Below are 20,539 nucleotides of genomic sequence, written 5' to 3'. Positions count from 1 at the left end.
TTCGACACGACATTGATCGGACCAACGTTCCTGGCGCGGATCCAGCCTGGCCGCTCAACCGGTTCCATGCTTATGGCTGCCAACGGCCGCCCACGGCGCCAGAGGGACGTAGGACGCGATACATCCGCTGTGCACCGTGCACGACCATTCAAGAGATCAATTTTGCGCAAAACCTAACCCGCTCTCTCGCCAGACGCCTATCTATTGCGTCGCCGCAGTTCGTCGCGAAAGATGCGCCTGGCCTCTTTAAGGTTTCGATTGCCGAGGAGTCTGGCGAATCGAGCGACTGTCGCCTTCGAGACGCCTGTTTGCGCAGCGATCTTGTTCGCACTCTCAAAGGCCAGGAGCTCAGGATGTGCGAAGGCGGCCGCCGCCAACTTCTTGACTTGCGGCGGGAAAACGATCTCGCGACCAGCGACCCATCTTTTCAGGTCTGCGAAACTCGCCGCCCGATTGGCTCCATCTTCCGAAACGGACATGTTCCGACCTCCGCGCCATCCATCAGATTTCACTCATCGAGACGGTGCGCCTCTCGTCCACCGACTTGATGCATGCAAGAGCGATCGCAAGCGCGATGCGCGCATCCTGACCGGTTGGCCCCTTGACCACGCCGCTGCGAACTGCGCCAACAAAAGCTGCGAGCTGCGCGGTGTAGCCATGCACGAAATGATCGGTGTCACGCCGCCAGGTATCGCTGGAGACGCCATTCCTGTCGAAGAGGGTCATGCTCGAACGGCGCACGTCGCCCATGGTGATCATGCCGCCTGAACCGAAGACTTCGCCGCGAATGTCGTAGCCATACATGGCGGAGAAATTGGCTTCGGCTACGGCGATCGAACCATTGTCGAAACGGATGGTGACGACAGCCGTATCGTGAAAGGCCTTGTCCTTGAAGTCGGGACGCACGAGCGCATCGGCTATTGCCGTCACCTCGACGGGCCGGGCTTCGGGATTGAGCCAGACAAGCGTGTCGAAGTCGTGGATCAATGTCTCGTAGAAGATCGTCCAGCGTGGCGTCCTTTCCGGACTGCCGCCATAGGGGCCGGGATCGCGCGTCAGCGACCGGATCAACTGCGGGGTTCCCACCTTGCCCGCATCGATCGCGGCGCGCCCTTCGGCGAATGCCTGATCCCAGCGGCGGTTGAAGCCGACCTGCAGCGGCACGCGGGCACTGGACGCGGCGGCAACGACGCGATCGGCCTCTTCGAGGGTCAACGCCATCGGCTTTTCGCAGAACACGGCCTTGCCGGCCTCGGCCGCCTGAACGGCAAGACTGGCGTGGAAGCGCGCCGGCGATGCGATGACGACGGCTTCGACCGCCGGGTCGGAGAGCACCGCCGAGACGTCGGTCACGGCGGTCGGAACCTCCAGCTTCGCGGCAAGCGCTTCCGCCGCGCCCTCGGCCGGATCGGCGATCGCGATCAGGTTTGCGTCGACAAGCCGGCGCGCGATGGTTTCGGCGTGAAAGGAACCGATGCGGCCAGCCCCTATTAGGGCGACGTTCACAGGGCGTTGGGCAGGCATTTGATGCTCCGAAACTTGATCGATGAAAGAGTGGCTGACTAAACGGTGAAAGCCTGGCGGAAGCGGCTGAGCGCGAGCTCGTCGTCGCCCGACGGCCATGCCTCCATGCCAATGACGCCGCGATAGCCCATCGCGTCGAGGGCGCGGGCGATGGCCGGATAGTTGATTTCCCCGGTGCCGGGCTCTGTGCGTCCCGGAACATCGGCCACCTGGATCTCGCCGATATGGGGAAACGCCAGGCGGCAGAGTTCGATCAGATTCCCTTCGCCGATCTGCGCGTGATAGAGGTCGAGGTTGAGCTTGAGCGACGGCCGGTTGACGGACGAGACCAGCGAGATCGTGTCGGCGGCCTTGGCGAAAGGCGTTTTCGGGTGGTCGACGGCCTCGTTGAGGTTTTCGAGGACGAAGGTCACGCCTTCCTGCTCGCCAAGGTCGGCGATGCGCTCGAGCGTATCGCGCGCCTTGAGCCACATCGCGCCGGTCACCCCCTCGGACTTGACGACCGGAAGACCCTGGCCGTCGAGCCCGGTGCCGTGCAGATTGAGCCGCGGGCAGTCCAGTTCCTTGGCGACTGGGATCGAGAGTTTCGCTGTCCTGATCAGCTCGTCCGCGCCTGCGTCATCGGCTAGTGTCCCCGTGACATAGCCGGTCATCGAGGAGAACGAGGTGCCGGACCTGGCCAGCGCCGCGATGTCGTGCTTCGTCCAGTCCCAGATTTCAGCGACGAAGCCGAGTTCGGTGATCCGCTTGAGGCGGTCGACCACGGGCAGCGAGCGGAACACCATTTCCGCGCAAACCGCGAGCGTAAAAGGTCCCGAGGTTTCAGGGGCCGTTGTCATCATCAGTATCCTGGTTCGAGAGTTAGATTGTTGGTCTCAAATATCTTGTGGTTTGTAGTCGGCCGGAGCGGCAGGCATGACACCCTTGAGCAGCGCAACGGATTTTTCGAGCCCTTCCAGCGAGTTGAGGACCACGTCCTCGTGCTCGATGGAGAGCCAGCCGTCGTAACCGGCCATTTTCAGCCGGTAGCAGAACTGCCGCCACCATTCCTCGCCATGGCCGAAGCCGAGTGTGATGTAGGACCAGGAACGGGCGGGAATATCCATCAGGCTGCCGTTTTCGAGCAGGCTGGCAACCGCCTGCTTGGGAGCGTTGAGGAATGTATCCTTGGCATGGACGTGATAGATGGCATTCCCTAGTGCCTCCGCCGCAACCAGCGGATCGGCCCCCATCCAGAAGAGATGCGAGGGATCGAGATTTGCACCGATGATCGTGCCCACTTCGTTCCGTAGCTTGAAGAGCGATGGAACATTGTAGACGCACTGGTTGCCATGCAGCTCCAGCGCGATCTTCTCGACGCCGTTTTCCCTGGCCAGCGCGACAATCTCTGTCCAGAAGGGAAAGAGCTTTTCTTCCCACTGGTATTTCAGGATGGCTTGCGTTTCCGGCGGCCAGGAGGAGACGACCCAATTCGGCATGGTATCGGTAGCGTTTCCAGCGGGAAGACCCGACATGGTACAGACGGTCCCGATGCCCAGCTCACCCGCCACGCGAATGGTGTCCCTCAAACCCTCGCCCTGTGCCGGGTCAGTCGGGTGCAGCGTGTTGCCATTCGCATTGAGGCTGATCACCTGGAGCCCGCGATCCGAAAAGGCCTTCAGAAAATCGCGCTGCGCGGCCTTGTTGCCAAGCATGGACTTGAGATCGAAATGTGGAGCGGTCGACCAGCCACAGGTATTGACCTCGACGCCGGAGACGCCCAAGCGCACCGCATGGTCGAGCAGTTCGTGGAAAGGGAGTTCGCCGAGGCTGTCGGATACGAAACCCAGTTTCATGCGTAGAACTCCGGTTTTTCAATCATGGAAACGGGCTGCCTGCGCCCTTCGATGAGGGCTTTGACGCCCGCTTCGGCTACCACGGCGGCGGCATAGCCTTCCCAGCCGCTCGACGCGATGGCGGGGAATTCGCCCGTCTCGACAAAGCGCAGGAAGGCGCGGTTCTGGCGGCGATAGGCTTCAAAATAGCGGCCGCGCCAGTCTGCCTCGTAAGCCGCATGGGTGCCGAGCGCCCGGTCCAGTCGGGTATAGGCCACATGGTTCGTCGCGATGCTGGCCTTCTCGCCGACAAGTTCGGCGCGCACGTCATAGCCATAAGCCGCGTTATTGTTGATCTCGATATTGACGATCTGGCCATCGGTCGTTTCCAGAACCATGACGACCGGAGCGACCAGCCCATCAGAGCGCTTCGCCTGGAAGGCCGAGATTGCGGCATATTCCGTGCCCAGCACGTGTCGCACCACATCGAATTCGTGGGGAGCGGAATTGGAAATCGCCATGGCGCCGGTGAAATCGGCGGCAGGCGTTTCCACATTGCGGTGGAAATTATGCATCATCAGCGGGCGGCCCAGCGTGCCATCCGCAATGGCGCGCCGCATCTCGATATAGGACTGGTCGAAGCGCCGCATGAAACCAAGCTGCACAAAGCGCTGGCCGGCTTTCTGCTCGGCCTGCATGACCGCGAGGCATTCGGCGGACGATTGCGCAAGGGGCTTTTCGCAGAGCACCTTCTTGCCGACCCGGATGCAGGCGAGCGACAGGGGCGCATGGGTGAAATCGGGGCTTGCCACGATCACGGCATCCACATCGCCGCGGGCAATCACGCCTTCCGGATCGCTGGCAACATCCGCCGCGCCAAAGGCATCAGCAACCTTGCGGGCACGGGCCCCATCCGTGTCGCAGACCACCTGTAGGCTCGCGCCTGGAAGTTCCTCGGCGACGATTCTCGCGTGATCGGCTCCCATCAATCCTGTGCCGATGACGGCTATTCTCGTTGTCATACTATTCGCCCTGAAACCGGGTTTGAGAGAATTTGAGACCTGACCGCTGCTTGCAACCCGGTCGCTTCGCTTCGAGGGGAGTGTGGAGCACCTCCCGTGCCCGCGTTGCAGGTGGGCTTACAAAATAACGCCCTGCGGGAACTCAGCCGCCGGCAACTGGCGGAGTGTTCCCCCCGGCCCATGAGTTGGCGGCGGTGGTTTAACCACCTTGGGTTTCCATATTTCCTTCGATACTTGCTTCAAGATCCGCCATGGATTCGCCACCCGCCATGAGGTCGGCAATGTGCTCCCGCGTCTTCTCGCCCTTGCGGAAGTCGGCGGCGATGGCGCCACGGATAAGGACAGCGAAATGATCCCCGACAGCCATGGCATGCATGACCTGATGGGTAATGAAGACGACGGCCAGGCCACGGCGCTTGGCCTCGTTGACGATGCGAAGCACATGCGCCGCCTGCTTGACACCGAGGGCTGCCGTTGGCTCGTCAAGGATCAGCACGCGGGCCCCGAAATAGACTGCCCTTGCGATGGCCAGCGACTGCCGTTCACCACCGGAAAGCCCGCCGACCAGGCGATCACCGTCGGTGATCCGTGTAATTCCCATCTTCTGGACTTCCTCAACGGCGACGCGGTTGGCTCTTTTGCGATCGAACACCCTGAATGGACCGAAACCCTTCGTCGGCTCGGCGCCCATGAAGAAGTTCCGCCCGATGGACATCAGGGGGTACGTGCCGCCAAACTGATGAACCGTCGCGATGCCGCGCTCTTGCGCCTCGCGCGGGCGGGAGAAAACTGTTGTCTCGCCATCCATCAGGATTTCGCCGCGCGTGGGCTGACAGACACCAGACAGCGTCTTGATGAGGGTCGACTTACCGGCGCCGTTATCGCCGAGAAGGCACAGCACTTCGCCTTCACCCACTTTCAGACTAATATCGTTGAGAACGTCAATCGGACCGAAGGACTTGTCGACATTGCGCAGTTCGAGAACGGGTTTCTTATCGGACATTGTCGTTCTCACTTCTTCTTGGTCCCGGACCAGCTGGTCGCCAGATGACGGAAAGTGTCGTTCAGCAGAACCGCGATCAGAAGCATGACGCCGATAATGAGGAAGGACAGGTTCCGGTCGATCTCGGTAAAGCCGATTGCTTGAGTGACGATTGACAGGGTCAGCACGCCGAAGACGATGCCCATCACCGTTCCGAAGCCTCCAGTCAGCAAAACGCCGCCCACGACGACAGAGATGATTGTGTTGAAGATCAGCCCGAAGTTTGCCTGTGACGTGGCCGAACTGAAGGTCATGACCTGCAAGACGCCAGCAAAGGCGGCCGAGGTCGAGCACACCATGAAGAGCGCAATCTTCAGCCGCGCGACCGGAATGCCAGCATTCCGTGCACTTTCCTGATCGCCGCCCAAGGCGAAAACCCAGCTGCCCTTGGGCGAATAATGCAGGAAGAATGCGAAGGCGGCGATGAGGCCTGCCCACCAAAACACTGAGGAATTGAAGCCATAGACCTTGCCGCCAAAGAGCGATTTCGCCCACTCTGGAGGATGGTGGAAAGAATTCGTGTTGTTGATAAAGAAAATAGACAGAAAAAGGGTCAAACCGGCAACTGCAAAGAGCGTAGCCAACGTCACGATGAACGACGGTACCCGGGTACGCGTGACGATAAAGCCGTTAATGAAGCCTATGAGCGCCCCAATGGCCAAGGCCGCAGCCACACCGATTACCTCAGGCAGATGATAGTGTTCACAAACGATGGCTACCGTCATCGTCGCGGCAGGCAGGACCGCTCCGGTCGAGATATCAAGCTCGCCGGCGATCATCAGAAATCCGACCGGGATGGCGATCATGCCGATGAGAGACGCAAAATTCACCCAGGTCGTGAGCCCTGCGACGGACAGGAAATTACGGCTGTACCCGAAGATCGAAAAGAGGATGAAAACAGCCACAAATCCCATGAGAGCACCGGCAGCAGGACTGCGGAAAAAGGCCTTGAATGAAGAACCGGCTGATGAACCTTCAGCGCTTGTGGTGTTAACGGGATCATTGTTTGAGTTTGGTTCGGTCATTGGGCCTCAGTCCTCATGTTGCTTTGAATAGACCCGACCAACCGCGTGGCCGGGTCCCCACAAGCAGGCTCAGCGTGCGCCGAGCTTCACGCCCTCGATGGCCGAAGCTACATTGGAAGCATCGACGATAGCGGGACCGGTCAGAACAGGTTTCGTTGCAATCGCCGTACCAAACTTGAGGTTGGCGAACAGCATGGAGGTTGCAAGGAACCCTTGCAGGTAAGGCTGCTGGTCGATCGCGAAGGTCTGGGTACCCTTCGAGATGCGGTCCAGAACCGAGGCCGACATGTCGAAAGTTCCGAGCTGGATCTTGCGGGCCTGGCCCTGCTGTTCGATGGAATTGGCTGCAGCGTCAGCCGCCCATGCAGCCAGGGTAATGACCGCGTCGATCGAGGTATCCGCGATCAACTCGGACTTGATGGCTTCCGAGGTGCCGTTCATGTCCTGATCGAGGTTTGCAGGAACGCGCAGGATGAAGGTGTCGGCCCCAGCTGCCTTGGCACCGTCCTGAACGCCCTTGCAGCGAGTTTCCAAATTTACGGCGCCTGGGTTCTGAATATGGCAAAGGATCTTCTTGGCACCGTGTGAGGCAAGGTACTTGCCGCCTTCGACACCGGCGAGATACTCGTCCGAACCGAAATAGTTCAGTGCGCCGTAGTTGCCCATTTCGCTTTGACCAGCGTTAAAGGACACGATGACGACGCCCTTGTCTCGGGCAGCCTTCAGAGCCGGAGTTTCCGATTCCGGCAGCCAGTTCGGGATAGCGATTCCCTTTGCACCCTGGGCCACGGCCTGCTCGATCAGCGAGGCCAGGTCCGGGCCAAAGTTGTCGTAGTTCTGAGTCTGCATGAAGTTGACGGTGCCGCCATTGGCCTTGACCATCAGCGTCGCGTCATCGACACCCTTCTTGACCATGTTCCAGAAACCGTCCTGGGCCGAGCCCACGATGACAGCGATATCCTTGTCTCCGGCATAGGCGCTGGAAGCGAACATTGCGGCCATAACCGCTGCTGCGATCTTTTTGGTGAAATTCATGTCGAAATCCTCCCTCAGGTTAAAGCCACATCATTGCGGCTCGAGATATAGTTTTTGCCGATCGGCCGTTTAGGCGTGCAGGCACTCACACTTCCGCAATCCCCGCGCACAGGCGCTGGATTACATCCTTCAGTTTTTGCGATGGGCCTCCCCCAAAGCGTTGACGGCTTGAGATCGTCGAGTGCTGTCAACGACACTTGCATGCATCGTTGACATCTTTCAGGTCAACGCAGATCATAATAACTTCAAAAATTCGTCTCAAATCACTTCGCAACATTCAGTTCATGAAATGATTTGAAGGTTTCTTCGCCTAAAATGGAATTATTTGATATGAAGAGGCCCACGATCCCAGACCTCGCGAAGGCTGCAAGCGTGTCTGTGTCAACAGTAAACCGCGTTCTTTATCAGCCGGGGTCAGTCCGGACCTATACTCGGGAGCGTGTGTCGGCAGCTGCCGAAGAGATCGGGTTCTACGGGCTGGGTACGATCAAACATGCTGTTAAAGCGCCGCAAATCACGCACCGACTGGGCGTTCTCCTGCAGCGCAAGGAGCGGACTTTCTATCGAATCTTGGGCGATGCGATCACCCAAGCCGCCGAGGCCTATTCGGCGGGCCGTATCGACTTGACGCTGGAGTTTCTTGAAGACTTAACCCCTGAAAAGGTCGCGTCGCACATCATATCCTTGGGTGAACGGTGCGAAACCCTTGCGATCGTTGCGCCACAGCACCCGGTTGTCGCCGATGCCATCGACAGCGTTCTGGAGAAAGGAGTCCCGGTTGTTTCCCTCATCGGTCCACTGACGGCAAAAGGGAATATCAGTTTTGTCGGCCTCGATAACTGGAAGGTGGGACGTGCTGCGGCGTGGGCTTTCGACCGGATGGTGCGGTTTCCCGGAAAGATCGGCATACTCGTCGGAAGCCATCGGCTGCGCAATCAAGAGATGAACGAAAGCGGGTTCCGTTCCTACTTCCGCGAACACAATTCTGGCTTCACGTTGCTTGAACCGCTGCCGACTTATGAATCCGCAGTGGTTGCGAGAGAGCACGTGGAAAAGCTACTGACAGACCATCCGGACATGTGTGGACTGTTTATTTCCGGCGGAGGTGTTACCGGCGCCATCGCTGCACTTCGTGCCACCCCCAAGCGAGACGACTTTGTCGTGGTGGGTTATGAACTCTTTGAAGATACGCGTGCCGCATTAATCGATGGCACGATCTCCCTGATCATATCGCATCCCATCGAACGCTTCGCGTTCGAGACGATCGCAACTCTGATGAAGGCGAAAAGCGCCGGTCGCGACGCAGGCGTATTCCGGGTAACCTTCGGGTTCGATATGTACAGTCCAGAGAGCGTTTGAAGATATTCGGCATATTCTCTTCGCCCCAAAATGGTCGCTCTCAATACCTTGCTGGGGATGTTCTGTAGTAAGGGACGGCATCAGGATGTAGCAGCCCACTGTCAGCGCAACCGTTGAGAGTTAGGAAAAGTCCTCCGGGCCCACCAACGACAACCGCCTCCAAGCCCGATGCGAACAGCAGCTCTGCGCCCAATGTCGGCCGTTGAGCTGAGCTTCGCACTTGCCTGAAAGCCGACATGGCCGGCCCGGTTATCGCGGCGGACTGAACGCCCTGACTGGTGCCGGGCAGGATCCGGCCATGGGTTGGACCGCCGGCGTTGCAGCGAAGGTCGCCGCGACGGTCTAGACATGACAACGGTAGGGCTCGAATTTTCTTGCATCTCATGATGCAGCAAAGCTCATGTCCGCGACGCGTCCCCTGCTGGGCCAGCCGAGGCGTCGCCATCTCCCGTCATGAGGCTGTCGAGGTTCGGCAGCTAGCTCCCCAGTATGATGCGTGCCAGGCCCAATGGATTCTCCACCGCTGAAAAGTGTCCGGTATCCTTGAGCGTGAACATGCGCGCGTCGGGGAGCAGTGCCCTGGTCCGCTCCCTTTCGTTGGGGCGCGACCAGTCGCTGTCGCCATAGATGAGCGTTACGGGCGTTGAGACGAGCCGATACCGGTCCCGCGCCTCGCTCCAGGATCGCCAACCTGCCAGCACTTTGCGCGCGATGCGCTTATATCCAGGGCGTTGCGCTACCCGGCCGAACTCGGCCAGAAGCTCGGAAGGCAGTTTACGCCGATCGTGATATCCGCCACCCATGATCTTGCCGAGTATCATCTGATTTTCCATCCACGCATTGAACTGGCCAAGAATTGGGATCTGCAAACTTCCGATGATGAGGTTCGCGAGCCAGTTGCCACGTCGCAGGCCATCGCCATAACGGGTTTCGTAGTCGTAAGGATTGCTGGCGAAGACGCGCTCGACCCGCTGCGGAATGGCGGCAGCGACCGTCAGAGCCAACGCACCCCCGATCGATTCACCAACAAGCGTGACGCCGGTGAGGTTGAGCTTCTCGATGAAGCCGATGACACTTTGCCTGAAATACGGCTCATCGAAGGGTGCGAGCGGGTCGATCGGCGAATGACCGTGTCCAGGCAGATCGATGGCATAAACCGTATACGACTTGGCGAGGAGGGGCGCCAAGTCGCGAAAATATTCAAGCTGTGTGCGGATCGTATGCACAAGGATCAATGGCGGGCCATTGCCGCTCTTTTCATAACGCAGACTGAGCGCGTCCGATATTTGCAAGAGGCTTGGCTGGGATTTGGTGGACGTTAGCATTTCATATCTCTTCTTTGTTTGCGACGGCAAATGAGGAAAGGGCATCTCAATCAACCGGCGCGCCAATCCCACCGTTGGAACAGCGCGCTGGCGTTGACCCCTCCGAAGCCAAAGCCGTTGGAGATTGCGTACTCCATCTTCATTGGCCGGGCCCGGTTGGCGACGAAGTCGATCCCTTCACCCGCTGGATCAGGGGTGTTCAAATTGAGTGTAGGCGGTGCCACCTGATCCCTGAGCGCCAGGATCGCGAAGATCGCGCCAAGCCCGCCGGCGGCTCCAAGCAAGTGTCCGGTGGCCGCCTTCGTGCCGCTGACCGCTATGCCGTAATCTTCCCCGAAGACGCTTTTGATCGCGGCGATTTCCCCCAGGTCGCCGACTGGCGTGGAAGTCGCGTGCGCATTGAGGTGGCTGATCTCGCGTGCCGAAATACCGGCCTGGGCAATCGCGATCTCCATGGCTCGACGCGCGCCATCGCCGTCCTCGGGACCGGAAGTGACGTGATGGGCGTCCGCCGTCGTGCCGTAGCCGACGAGCTCGGCGAACGGCTTGGCGCCGCGCGCAAGCGCGTGGCTCAACTCTTCGATCACAAGAATGCCGGCGCCTTCGCCCATGACGAAGCCGTCGCGCGACATGTCGAACGGGCGGGATGCCTCCTCAGGACGATGATTGAAGGACGTGGAAAGAGAGCGTGCCGCGGCAAACCCACCGAGACTGACCGTATTAATGCAGGCTTCCGTTCCGCCGCACACCGCGATGTCAGCTTCATCGGCGCGGATAAGACGAGCCGCGTCGCCGATCGCTTGAATGCCGGCCGCGCATGCCGTCACTGGCGCGCCGAGCGGACCTTTGAAGCCGTGACGGATCGAAATCTGTCCTGCCGCCAGGTTGACCAGGAAGGATGGCACCGTGAACGGTGAAAGACGTCGAACACCGCGCTGATCGACCGTTCGCACCGCTTCGGTTATGGCGGGGAACCCCCCAATCCCCGAGGCGATGATTGTTGCGGTGCGGACCCTGTCATTTTCCGAGACCGGCTTCCAGTTCGCCTGGGCAATCGCCTCTTCCGCTGCCGCCAGTGCGAAGAGAATGAAGCGATCCACCTTGCGCTGGTCCTTCGGCGCCAGGACGGTATTGGGATCGAAGCCGGCTTCGGGATCCTCTTCCAGGGAAGGAACCGTGCCGCCTATCTTCGCCGGCAGGTCTCCCACGACATCGTCCGGCAGCCTGCGGATGCCCGAGCGACCGGCCAGCAGACGCGACCAGGAGGCTTCCACATGTGCGGCAAGGGGCGTGACCGCTCCCATGCCCGTAACAACGATCCGTCGCATCTATTCTCCTATCACTTGGGTGCGTCGCCGGCGCTGCGTGCGGCTTTCAAGCCGCGACTGCTTCGCGAACTTGATCGGACGCTGCACCCAGAAAAGCCTTGGCGAGGTCGGGATCATTGACGGCGCGCGAGAGGACAACCGCACCGACCATTGTCGAGAGAACGGCCATGGCCTTGTCGCCGGGTTCCTCGCCGCCGGCTTTGCCAACCCATGAGCCGAGCATCTTGAGGTATTCTCGGATGCCGGCCTCAAATGATGCCTTCACCTCGGCGCCTTGCCTGGCAGCATCCGAGCCAAGCGCAACCACCGGGCAGCCGTCCATCCTTTCCTCGCGATGCCCTGCGCTGAGATAGAAGTCGATCACGGCGCCAAGCGGATCCTCAGGGCTCGCCGCGGCCGCCATCGACCATCGGTTCGCAGCGCTCTCCAATGCCCGTCTGGACGCCTGCGCGACCAAGTCGTCCTTGGACGCGAACTGCTTGTAGAACCCGCCTTGGGTCAGCCCGGCGCCCTCCATTAGATCCTTGACGCCGATGCCATCGAATCCGCGCTCCCGAAAAAGCCGGCTGGCTACATCGATCACGGTTTGCCGGTTCTGTTCAGCTTGGCTGCGAGTCACACGCATCATCCGTCTCCTTTTTTGATTGCGTTCGTAATCTATATCAGCTATAGAGTACGAATGCAATCTATTTTCACAGAAGGCGATGGGCATGAAAAAGCGATTTGTTATCGGATTGGGGAGCATCTTGGTCGTGGGGCTAGGGGTGGCCGCATTCATTACGCTTCGCACGCAGACGGCCACTGCCGCGGCTGACCCGAGGCAGGAACCTCCGATGGTCAGGCTGGTGACGGCAGCGGGGGTCACCGGATCTGACCGCAGCTTCACGGGCACAATTGCGGCGAGGGTTCAGAGCAATCTTGGGTTTCGCGTCCCCGGCAAGATCATCGAGCGGCTTGTGAACGTCGGCGAACAGGTCAAGGCAGGCCAACCGCTGCTGCGGATCGATGACACCGATCTCGTTCTTGCGCTCACCGCGAAGCGCAACGCTGTCGCTGTGGCACGCGCTGTCCTGGTTCAGACGAGCGCCGACGAAAAGCGCTATGCCGTCCTGGTCCAGAAGGAATTGGCTGCAACTCCGCAGCGTTACGAGCAGGCGAAGGCAGCACTTGATACCGCGACCGCACAGCTCGCGGCCGCGGAAGCGGAAGCGAAGGTCGCGCAGAACGAGGCGGCCTATTCCATTCTGGATGCGAACGCAGATGGAACGGTTGTTGAAACGCTTGGCGAGCCGGGACAGGTTGTCACCGCGGGACAGACCGTGGTTCGGATCGCGAACGCCGGTCCCCGCGAAGCGGTTGTCGCGCTTCCCGAAACGATCCGGCCGGCGATAGGCTCGGTAGCCGAGGCGGGGATGTACGGGGCCGATGGGCAGCATACGGCGCATCTGCGACAGTTGTCGGATGCTGCCGATCCCCAGACCCGCACCTATGAGGCCCGCTATGTGCTCGACGGTGAGGCCGCGGCAGCACCGCTTGGCGCGACGGTAACCATTCGGCTTGCAAGCCAGGCGAGTGAACCGGAAGTCCAGGTGCCGCTTGGAGCCGTGCTGGATGATGGCCAGAAGACCGGCGTTTGGATTCTGGACGGCGCAACCTCGACCGTACATTTTCGGCCCGTCAAGCTTGTTCGTTTGACCAGCGAAACCGCCGTGATCTCCGGGTTGAGTTCCGGTGATTCGATTGTTGCGCTGGGCGCTCATCTCCTGCAGGAGGGCACCCGCGTCAGAACCGCTTCCGGAAGCGGGAGCAACTGATGAACCTCAATCTTTCCGCGATCGCCGTTCGCGAGCGAGCCGTAACCCTTTTCTTCATCATTCTGCTGGTCGCCGCCGGCGCCTACGCCTTCCTCATGCTTGGACGTGCCGAAGACCCCAACTTCACCATCAAGACCCTGACGGTTACGACGGTATGGCCGGGCGCAACGGCGCGCGAGATGCAGGACCTCGTCGCCGAACCGCTGGAGAAGCGGCTTCAGGAGCTGACCTGGTACGATCGTGTGGAGACGACAACACGGCCAGGCTATGCGTATCTGACGGTCACGCTGAAGGACAGCACACCGCCATCCAGCGTGCAGGAGGAGTTTTACCAGGCCCGTAAGAAGCTCGGCGATGAAGCCCGCAACCTGCCGCCCGGCGTGTTCGGTCCCTTCGTCAACGACGAATACTCCGATGTCAGCTTCGCCCTTTATGCCCTCAAGGCGAAAGGCATGCCGATGCGGGAGCTCGCCAGGCAAGCCGAGACCATTCGCCAGGACCTTCTGCATGTGCCTGGCGTCAAGAAGATCAACATCCTCGGCGAACGTCCCGAGCAGATATTTGTCGAGTTTTCCTATGCTAAGCTCGCAACCCTCGGCGTGTCGGCACAGGACATCATTGCCGCCTTGCGGCGGCAGAACACCGTCACGCCGGCGGGCTCGATCGACACCAAGGGGCCGCAGGTCTACATCCGGGTCAACGGCGCCTATGACAGTATCCAGACGATCGCCGACACGCCGATCGTCGCCGCGGGACGGACGCTGAAGCTCTCCGACATCGCCGAGGTCCGGCGCGGCTATGAGGATCCTGCCACCTACGTCATCCGTCACCAGGGCGAGCCGACCATCATGCTCGCGGCGGTGATGCAGGAGGGCTGGAATGGTCTTGAACTCGGCAAGGCGCTGGAGGAGAGATCGGCGGCGATTGCACAAACGCTGCCTCTCGGGATGACGCTGGCCAAGGTCAGCGACCAGGCGGTGAACATCGGCTCGTCGGTGAACGAGTTCATGCTCAAATTCGCGATGGCGCTCGGCGTGGTGCTGCTGATCGCCCTGATCAGCATGGGTTGGCGCGTCGGCATCGTTGTGGCGGCCGCCGTTCCTCTGACGCTTGCGGTCGTCTTCCTCATCATGCTGGAAACCGGCCGGTTCTTCGACCGCATCACGCTCGGCGCCCTGATCCTGGCACTTGGACTTCTCGTCGACGACGCCATCATCGCCATCGAGGTGATGGTGGTGAAGATGGAAGAGGGTATGGACCGCATCAAGGCGGCGGCCTATGCGTGGAGCCATACTGCGGCGCCGATGCTGTCAGGCACGCTCGTGACGATCGCCGGCTTCCTTCCGGTGGGCTTTGCGCGCTCGACGGCCGGCGAATACGCCGGCAACATCTTCTGGGTCGTGGGGTTCGCCCTCATCGTCTCCTGGGTCGTCGCTGTGGTCTTCACCCCGTATATGGGCGTCAAGATGCTGCCCGCGATCAAACCGGTCGAGGGCGGCGTCCACGCCATATACGATACACCGAACTACCGGCGCCTTCGCCGGCTCATCACCTTTGCCGTGCGCCACAAGTTTGTGACCTGCGCTGCCGTCGGCATCGTCTTCGCACTTTCGGTTGTCGGCATGAGCGGTCTCAAGCAGCAGTTCTTCCCGACATCCGACCGCCCCGAAGTGCTGGTCGAGGTTCGCCTGCCGGAAGGCACCAGCATCGAGACGACGACCGCCACGGTCGAGAAGCTGGAACACTGGCTTGGCGGCCAACCCGAGGCCAAGATCGTGACCAGCTATGTCGGCCAGGGCGCTCCCCGCTTTTTCTTCGCCATGGCGCCGGAACTGCCGGATCCAGCCTTCGCCAAAATCGTCGTGCTGACACCGGACGCGGAGGCGCGCGAGGCCTTGAAGCGCCGGCTGCGTGAAGCGGTTGCGACAGGGCTTGCCCCTGAAGCGGGCATCCGCGTTACGCAACTCGTGTTCGGACCTTACACCCCGTTCCCTGTCGAGTTCCGGGTCATGGGGCCAGACCCGCAGCAATTGTACACCATCTCCGAGAAAGCCCTCGACGTCATGCGAGGCGTCCCAGATGTGCGCCAGGCCAATCGCGACTGGGGCAATCGCACGCCAGTACTGCGCTTCATCCCGGATCAGGATCGGCTGAACCTCATCGGCCTTTCGCCGACGGAGGTGGCTCAGCAGCTCCAGTTCCTCCTCACCGGCATCCCCGTCACGCAAGTGCGCGAAGACATTCGCAATGTCCCCGTCGTGGCGCGCAGCGCCGGCGGCGAGCGGCTGGATCCATCGCGGCTGGCGGATTTCTCGCTGATGAGCCGGGATGGCCGCCAGATCCCGCTCGATCAGATCGGCCATTCGGAAGTCCGTCTGGAAGAGCCGATCATGAAGCGCCGCGATCGCACGCCGGTCATCACGATCCGCTCGGACATCAACGAGGCGACCCAGCCTCCGGAGGTTTCCAAGCAGATCATGACGGCCCTTCAGCCGCTGATCGCATCCCTTCCGGCCGGCTATAGCATCGAATTGGGCGGATCTATCGAGGAGGCGACCAAGGCCAACACCGCGCTGGGTAAAGTCTTCCCAGTCATGATAGCCGCCATGCTGATCGTCATCATGCTGCAGGTGCGATCCTTCTCGACGATGGCGATGGTCGTGCTGACCGCACCGTTAGGCTTGGTTGGCGTCGTGCCGATGCTGCTCGCCTTCAACCAGCCGTTCGGATTCAACGCCATTCTGGGCCTGATAGGATTGGCCGGCATCCTGATGCGCAACACGCTGATCCTGACGGAACAGATCAAGGAGAACCGTACCGGCGGCCTTGACGACTATCACGCCGTCATCGAGGCCACGGTGCAACGCACAAGGCCGGTGATTCTGACCGCACTTGCCGCCGTGCTGGCCTTCATCCCCCTCACGCACTCCGTCTTCTGGGGTTCGATGGCCTATACGCTAATCGGCGGCACGGCGGCCGGCACGGTGCTGATCCTGCTGTTCCTTCCAGCGCTCTATGTCGCGTGGTTCCGGATCAAGCCGACCGCGGATGAGGTCCAGGAGGTTTCGATACAGGAACCGGCGGTGCCAGCAGCAATGGCGGCTGAGTAGGGGCCGGTTATCGCAGGACACGTTCAAGTTCCCGCCGTTGGCTTTGCCCGACCAAGGCAAGGCCAACGGCTCGAACTTGCCACTTACCGGTGATCGTCCATGCCAGTCCGGCAGGTTCGTGCCTCATCAATTCTGGAGACATCCATGAATCGTCCGCTCCGAGCGCGAACTGATCCCGATGAAATGCGCGCACACATTCTGGAGGTGGCGGACGAGCAGTTTCGCCGCATCGGCTACCATAAGACGTCGGTGGCAGACATTGCCGCGGAGCTCGGCATGAGCACAGCAAACGTCTACCGTTTCTTCCCCTCCAAGAGTGCGATCGTCGAAGCCATTTGTGGCCGGGTAGTCAACGAGGTCGCCGAGATCGCCTTTGCGATCGCACGCACGAGCGCGCCAGCCTCCGAGAAACTCAACCGGCTTCTGACCGCCGTTCACCACCACGGCAAGACTACCCTGATCAAGGAAAAGCGCATGCACGACATGATTGTCGCCGCCATGCAGGAGAACCGGGCGATCATCAAGGCGCATATCGAGCGGCTGATCTCAATCTTCGAGGCGACCATCCGCGAGGGCATCGAAGCCGGCGAATTCAAGGTCGAGGATCCCGCCGAGGCGGCACGCGCGGTCAAGACCGCGTTCATACCGTTCTTCCACCCGATTCTGATCGAGCACTGTCTTCAACATGGCGAAGACATCGAAGCGGGCCTGCGCGAGCAGGTTCGCTTTATCCTGAAAGCTCTCGGCAAGTCGTACTAGCGGCGTGCCGAAACAAACGTCATGCAATATGCAGCAACCAGGCCGACGCGGCCTTGCGTCGCGCGACTGGGCCCGGACCGAGCACGCTGCAGAGTTGACTGACGTGCTCAAGCACCACGCCGCTGGGAGCGGCATCGCGTTCCAACGGAAGCAGCTGCTGCTCAACACGCCGGTGTCAAGCGCCGAGGGCTAGAACATTCAGAACAATGCGTCGTAAGGAAGTGGAAACACTCATCGGGCCTCGTCATCCCACACTGCTGGGCGGTTCTTGTCATGTCAGAAATAGAAGCAATGAACGGAAAACTGAACCCGCTGGCCTTGGCACCAGCATTTGATGCTGACCAGGGAGTGCAGGGGATGTTCTCATATCCCGGCGGGCTTGCCGGCAAATGCGAACTCAGTCTGATAGGAACCACGACCCTGGAGCACGGAGTTGTCCATCTTCGCTATCGGGTTTCAAAACCGAAATAGAGAGGCAGCCTTTTTTGCGCTGGTGCCATGCTAGCTGGTTCTGCCTACCATCTGATGTTACTTCGTCCTCAAGGATCAGCGACGTAAGCGCCGGTCTGGCTTGAGCGCAAGGCCGACAACCATCTCGACCATATGTTGCTTCAATGCATCCTGGCCTTTGGCGCCAAACAGGTCATGACCGAAGATGCGCGAGAAGGTGGCACGGTTGGAAACATTGAAGAAGCTCGACGCGCTGATGTGCCAGTGCAGTTCGAGCGGCGTCACGTCGTCACGAAACAGCCCCGCCTCGCGGCCACGCCGGCAGATCGCCTCCAGCTTTTGGATGGCGCCTGCATTGAGCAGACGTATCAGCTCAGACTGCCCCATGTATTCCGCGTGGTGGATGTTTTCGATCATGACGATCCGGATGAAGTCCGGATGTCGGCTGTGGTGGTCGAAGGTGAACTCGGCCAGTCTCGTTAGCGCTTCGATCGGGGGCAGATCGTCGAGCTCGAGCTCTTGTTCGCCGGCCCGGACCTCGCGATAGGCCTCTTCCAGAACCTTGCCGTAGAGCCCTTCCTTGTCGCCGAAATAATAGTAGATCATGCGCTTCGACGTATTCGTCTTGGCCGCGATCTCGTCGATGCGCGCGCCTGAGAGACCGTTGGCGGCAAACTCCGTCATCGCGACGGCAAGGATGTTCTTGCGCACCCCCGCCGGATCCTGCTTCCAGCCGCTTCGCCCGTTTGCCGGTTTGTCGTCCATGACAGACTAGTTCTCCCAGTGCAGGCTTACTCCAGCACCAGCTATTAGCAAATTAACTGTCTCGTACAAACTTGTTGACGAAATTAACCAGACGGTACAAAATTCATGTGATGCCGGGAGGAACTTGCCAGGAGCAAGGCGGCGTCCGGGAGGTCGATTGGCGTCAGTTTCTGCCAGCATCGAGACCGATCGGCATGCGGCTGCCGATCCGCGGCCCACATTGGTCGGCTTGATCGGGCGCGGCATCCAGCTGTCGCGAACGCCGGCAATGCATGAGGCCGAGGGCAGGGCGCGGGGTATCCCCTATGTCTATCGCCTGCTCGATGTCGATCGCATGGGCGACGGCGTCTTGCGGCTGGAGGACATACTCGCATTCGCCGCGCATTTCGGCTTCGACGGGCTGAACGTCACCTTCCCATACAAGCAGGAGATCATTCCGCTGCTCGACGAATTGTCGGAGGCGGCGGAGGCAATCGGATCTGTAAACACCGTCGTGCTGAGCGACGGTCGCCGCATCGGTCACAACACCGACTTCTGGGGCTTCAAAGAGAGCTTCCGGCGCGAGATGTCAGAGGTGGCGCGTGACGCCGTTTTGCTGCTTGGCGCAGGCGGAGCCGGGGCGGCGGTTGCTCAAGCCCTGCTTGAAACTGGAGTCGGACAGTTGCGGCTCTTCGATATCGGGGAAGCGAGAGCCGCCGCGCTGGCTGTGCGGCTCGCATCGCGGTTCGGCGCCGACCGCGTGAAAGTTGCCTCCGACCTCGTAGCGGCAGCGGCACGCGTCGACGGGATCGTCAATGCAACGCCGGTCGGCATGGCCAAAGTGCCGGGCATCCCCCTCCATCCGGCGTTGCTGAGACCAGATTGCTGGGTTGCCGACATCGTCTACTTCCCGCTTGAGACGGAGCTGCTCGCAGAAGCGCGGCGGCGGGGTTGCCGCACGCTGAGCGGCGAGGGCATGGCGGTCCATCAGGCGGCGCGCGCTTTCGAACTTTTCACCGGCATTGTGCCGGACATCGATCGAATGAGGGCTACTTTCGCGGCCTTCGGCGACGCGCCTGCTCCGCGACGAGCAGGGGTTGGCGAACCCCATCAGACACATGGAAATGAAACAGGGAGGAAGACATGACGTTGAACGCAACCCGACGCCAGTTTCTGGTCGGCACCGGTCTCATCGCGACCGCCACTGCCTTTCCGGCCTTTGCGCAGGACAAGCCGAAGCTGCGCTTCTCGGCGGTGTTCTCGGAGCAGGACATCCGCGCCGAGATGATGAAGAAATTCGCTGACGCCATCAAGGACGACTTCACCTTCGAGGGCTACTACGGCGGCAATCTCTTCAAGCAGGGAACGGAGCTTGTCGCCATGCAGCGCGGCAACCTCGAAATGGGCAACATCGCCCCGCAGGACATCTCCAAGCAAATCCCGGCATGGTCCATCGTCACCGCGGGCTACCTGTTCCGTGATGCGGCCCACATGAGAAAGTTCTTTGCCAGCGACTCTGGCGCGGAGCTGAAGAAGATGACCGAAGACCAACTCGGCATAAGGGTACTTGGCCCCACATACTTCGGCGTCCGCCAGCTGGGCCTCAAGCCCGACAAGGAGATTAAGACGCCCGCCGATTTGGCCGGTGTCAAGCTCAGGATGCCAGGCGGCGACGCCTGGCAATTCCTCGGCAAGGCGCTGGGCGCCAATCCGACCCCAATGGCCTATGCGGAGGTCTATACCGGCCTGCAGACAGGCGCGATCGACGGACAGGACAATCCGCTGCCGAATGTCGAGAACATGAAATTCTACGAAGTGATGTCTCAGATCGTGCTGACGTCGCACCTCGTCGGTTTCGATCTGCTGACCGTCTCCAAGAAGGTGTGGGACGAGATGGGCGCCGAGAAGCAGGCAAAGTTCCAGGCGGCGGCCGATGCGGCCATCGAATTTTCGACGGGCAAGCATCTGGCGCGGGAAAAGGAGTTGGTCGAATTCTTCAAGGGCAAGGGCCTGAAGCTCTACGAGCCCGACGTCGCGGCCTTCCGCAAGCATGTGCAGGAGCAGTATCTGGCGTCCGATCTGGCGAAAGACTGGCCGGCGGGCATGGTGGAGAAGATCAACGCGCTCTGATGCGCTTCGGCTCCGGCGGTCAAAAGCCGGCTGGAGCCGGCCGCAGCTAAAGCAATAG

The 20,539-nt window shown here is 60.6% G+C and carries 17 protein-coding genes and 2 pseudogenes; 8 read left to right on the top strand and 11 right to left on the bottom strand.

The features are described 5' to 3' along the window. Positions 1–501 precede the first annotated feature (501 nt). The 7 genes and pseudogenes from AC07FD_RS32260 to AC07FD_RS32230 form a co-directional block, all read right to left on the bottom strand. Entirely contained in the window at positions 502–1,524 is a 1,023-nt protein-coding gene (locus AC07FD_RS32260) for a Gfo/Idh/MocA family oxidoreductase (RefSeq protein ID WP_478353129.1), read from the bottom strand. 38 nt (positions 1,525–1,562) lie between these two features. Next, positions 1,563–2,363, bottom strand: a complete 801-nt coding sequence (locus AC07FD_RS32255; protein WP_478353128.1) for a TIM barrel protein — start codon at positions 2,361–2,363, stop codon at positions 1,563–1,565. A gap of 36 nt (positions 2,364–2,399) precedes the next feature. Beyond that, the gene (locus tag AC07FD_RS32250) at positions 2,400–3,359 is read right to left on the bottom strand and encodes a sugar phosphate isomerase/epimerase family protein (RefSeq protein WP_478353127.1); all 960 of its coding nucleotides are present in this window, start codon (positions 3,357–3,359) and stop codon (positions 2,400–2,402) included. Beyond that, a complete protein-coding gene (locus AC07FD_RS32245; RefSeq protein ID WP_478353126.1) occupies positions 3,356–4,360 on the bottom strand; it encodes a Gfo/Idh/MocA family oxidoreductase in 1,005 nt (334 codons plus the stop codon). Before AC07FD_RS32245 ends, AC07FD_RS32250 begins: the two co-directional genes overlap by 4 nt. A 117-nt stretch (positions 4,361–4,477) precedes the next feature. Then, positions 4,478–5,363: pseudogene (locus AC07FD_RS32240) on the bottom strand (ATP-binding cassette domain-containing protein). Between the two features lie 8 nt (positions 5,364–5,371). Further along, on the bottom strand, positions 5,372–6,427 hold the full coding sequence (locus tag AC07FD_RS32235) for an ABC transporter permease (protein WP_478353125.1): 1,056 nt from the start codon (positions 6,425–6,427) through the stop codon (positions 5,372–5,374). Between the two features lie 69 nt (positions 6,428–6,496). Then, positions 6,497–7,372 carry a substrate-binding domain-containing protein gene (locus AC07FD_RS32230; protein WP_478353124.1) on the bottom strand — a complete coding sequence of 292 codons (876 nt, stop codon included), beginning with the start codon at positions 7,370–7,372 and terminating at the stop codon, positions 6,497–6,499. A gap of 405 nt (positions 7,373–7,777) precedes the next feature. Here AC07FD_RS32230 and AC07FD_RS32225 point away from each other — a divergent pair, with 405 nt between their 5' ends. Next, positions 7,778–8,821, top strand: a complete 1,044-nt coding sequence (locus AC07FD_RS32225) for a LacI family DNA-binding transcriptional regulator (RefSeq protein WP_478353123.1) — start codon at positions 7,778–7,780, stop codon at positions 8,819–8,821. A 476-nt stretch (positions 8,822–9,297) separates the two neighbouring features. Here the strand turns inward: AC07FD_RS32225 and AC07FD_RS32220 are convergent, their stop codons facing one another. Genes AC07FD_RS32220 through AC07FD_RS32210 form a run of 3 tightly spaced genes read right to left on the bottom strand, consistent with a single transcriptional unit; the run spans position 9,298 to position 12,099 of the window. After that, entirely contained in the window at positions 9,298–10,146 is an 849-nt protein-coding gene (locus AC07FD_RS32220; protein WP_478353122.1) for an alpha/beta fold hydrolase, read from the bottom strand. Between the two features lie 50 nt (positions 10,147–10,196). Continuing rightward, positions 10,197–11,474: a beta-ketoacyl-ACP synthase II gene (gene fabF, locus AC07FD_RS32215; protein WP_478353121.1), complete on the bottom strand. Its 1,278-nt coding sequence runs from the start codon at positions 11,472–11,474 to the stop codon at positions 10,197–10,199. 46 nt (positions 11,475–11,520) lie between these two features. Continuing rightward, complete coding sequence (locus AC07FD_RS32210; protein ID WP_478353137.1) at positions 11,521–12,099, bottom strand: TetR/AcrR family transcriptional regulator; 579 nt, start codon at positions 12,097–12,099, stop codon at positions 11,521–11,523. A gap of 85 nt (positions 12,100–12,184) precedes the next feature. Between AC07FD_RS32210 and AC07FD_RS32205 the strand changes: the two genes are divergently transcribed. From AC07FD_RS32205 to AC07FD_RS32185, 5 genes and pseudogenes are all read left to right on the top strand, one after another. Continuing rightward, complete coding sequence (locus AC07FD_RS32205) at positions 12,185–13,288, top strand: efflux RND transporter periplasmic adaptor subunit (RefSeq protein WP_478353136.1); 1,104 nt, start codon at positions 12,185–12,187, stop codon at positions 13,286–13,288. Continuing rightward, positions 13,288–16,398: an efflux RND transporter permease subunit gene (locus tag AC07FD_RS32200; protein WP_478353120.1), complete on the top strand. Its 3,111-nt coding sequence runs from the start codon at positions 13,288–13,290 to the stop codon at positions 16,396–16,398. Before AC07FD_RS32205 ends, AC07FD_RS32200 begins: the two co-directional genes overlap by 1 nt. A 144-nt stretch (positions 16,399–16,542) precedes the next feature. After that, entirely contained in the window at positions 16,543–17,157 is a 615-nt protein-coding gene (locus AC07FD_RS32195; protein WP_478353135.1) for a TetR/AcrR family transcriptional regulator, read from the top strand. Between the two features lie 61 nt (positions 17,158–17,218). Next, positions 17,219–17,350: pseudogene (locus AC07FD_RS32190) on the top strand (hydrolase); the annotation flags it as partial. Positions 17,351–17,430: 80 nt separating this feature from the next. Further along, a complete protein-coding gene (locus AC07FD_RS32185; protein ID WP_478353119.1) occupies positions 17,431–17,628 on the top strand; it encodes a hypothetical protein in 198 nt (65 codons plus the stop codon). Positions 17,629–17,703: 75 nt separating this feature from the next. On the opposite strand, the gene AC07FD_RS32180 is transcribed toward AC07FD_RS32185, so the two are convergent. Continuing rightward, positions 17,704–18,372, bottom strand: coding sequence for a TetR/AcrR family transcriptional regulator (locus AC07FD_RS32180; RefSeq protein ID WP_478353118.1), 669 nt, complete (start codon positions 18,370–18,372; stop codon positions 17,704–17,706). 157 nt (positions 18,373–18,529) lie between these two features. Between AC07FD_RS32180 and AC07FD_RS32175 the strand changes: the two genes are divergently transcribed. Together AC07FD_RS32175 and dctP are read left to right on the top strand one after the other, a co-directional pair. Next, a complete protein-coding gene (locus AC07FD_RS32175) occupies positions 18,530–19,498 on the top strand; it encodes a shikimate dehydrogenase (RefSeq protein WP_478353117.1) in 969 nt (322 codons plus the stop codon). Beyond that, a complete protein-coding gene (dctP, locus tag AC07FD_RS32170) occupies positions 19,495–20,481 on the top strand; it encodes a TRAP transporter substrate-binding protein DctP (protein WP_478353116.1) in 987 nt (328 codons plus the stop codon). Before AC07FD_RS32175 ends, dctP begins: the two co-directional genes overlap by 4 nt. Positions 20,482–20,539 lie beyond the last annotated feature (58 nt).

It is taken from the genome of Mesorhizobium waitakense, from assembly GCF_056431085.1.
This window is presented reverse-complemented; position numbering and strand designations above follow the sequence as displayed.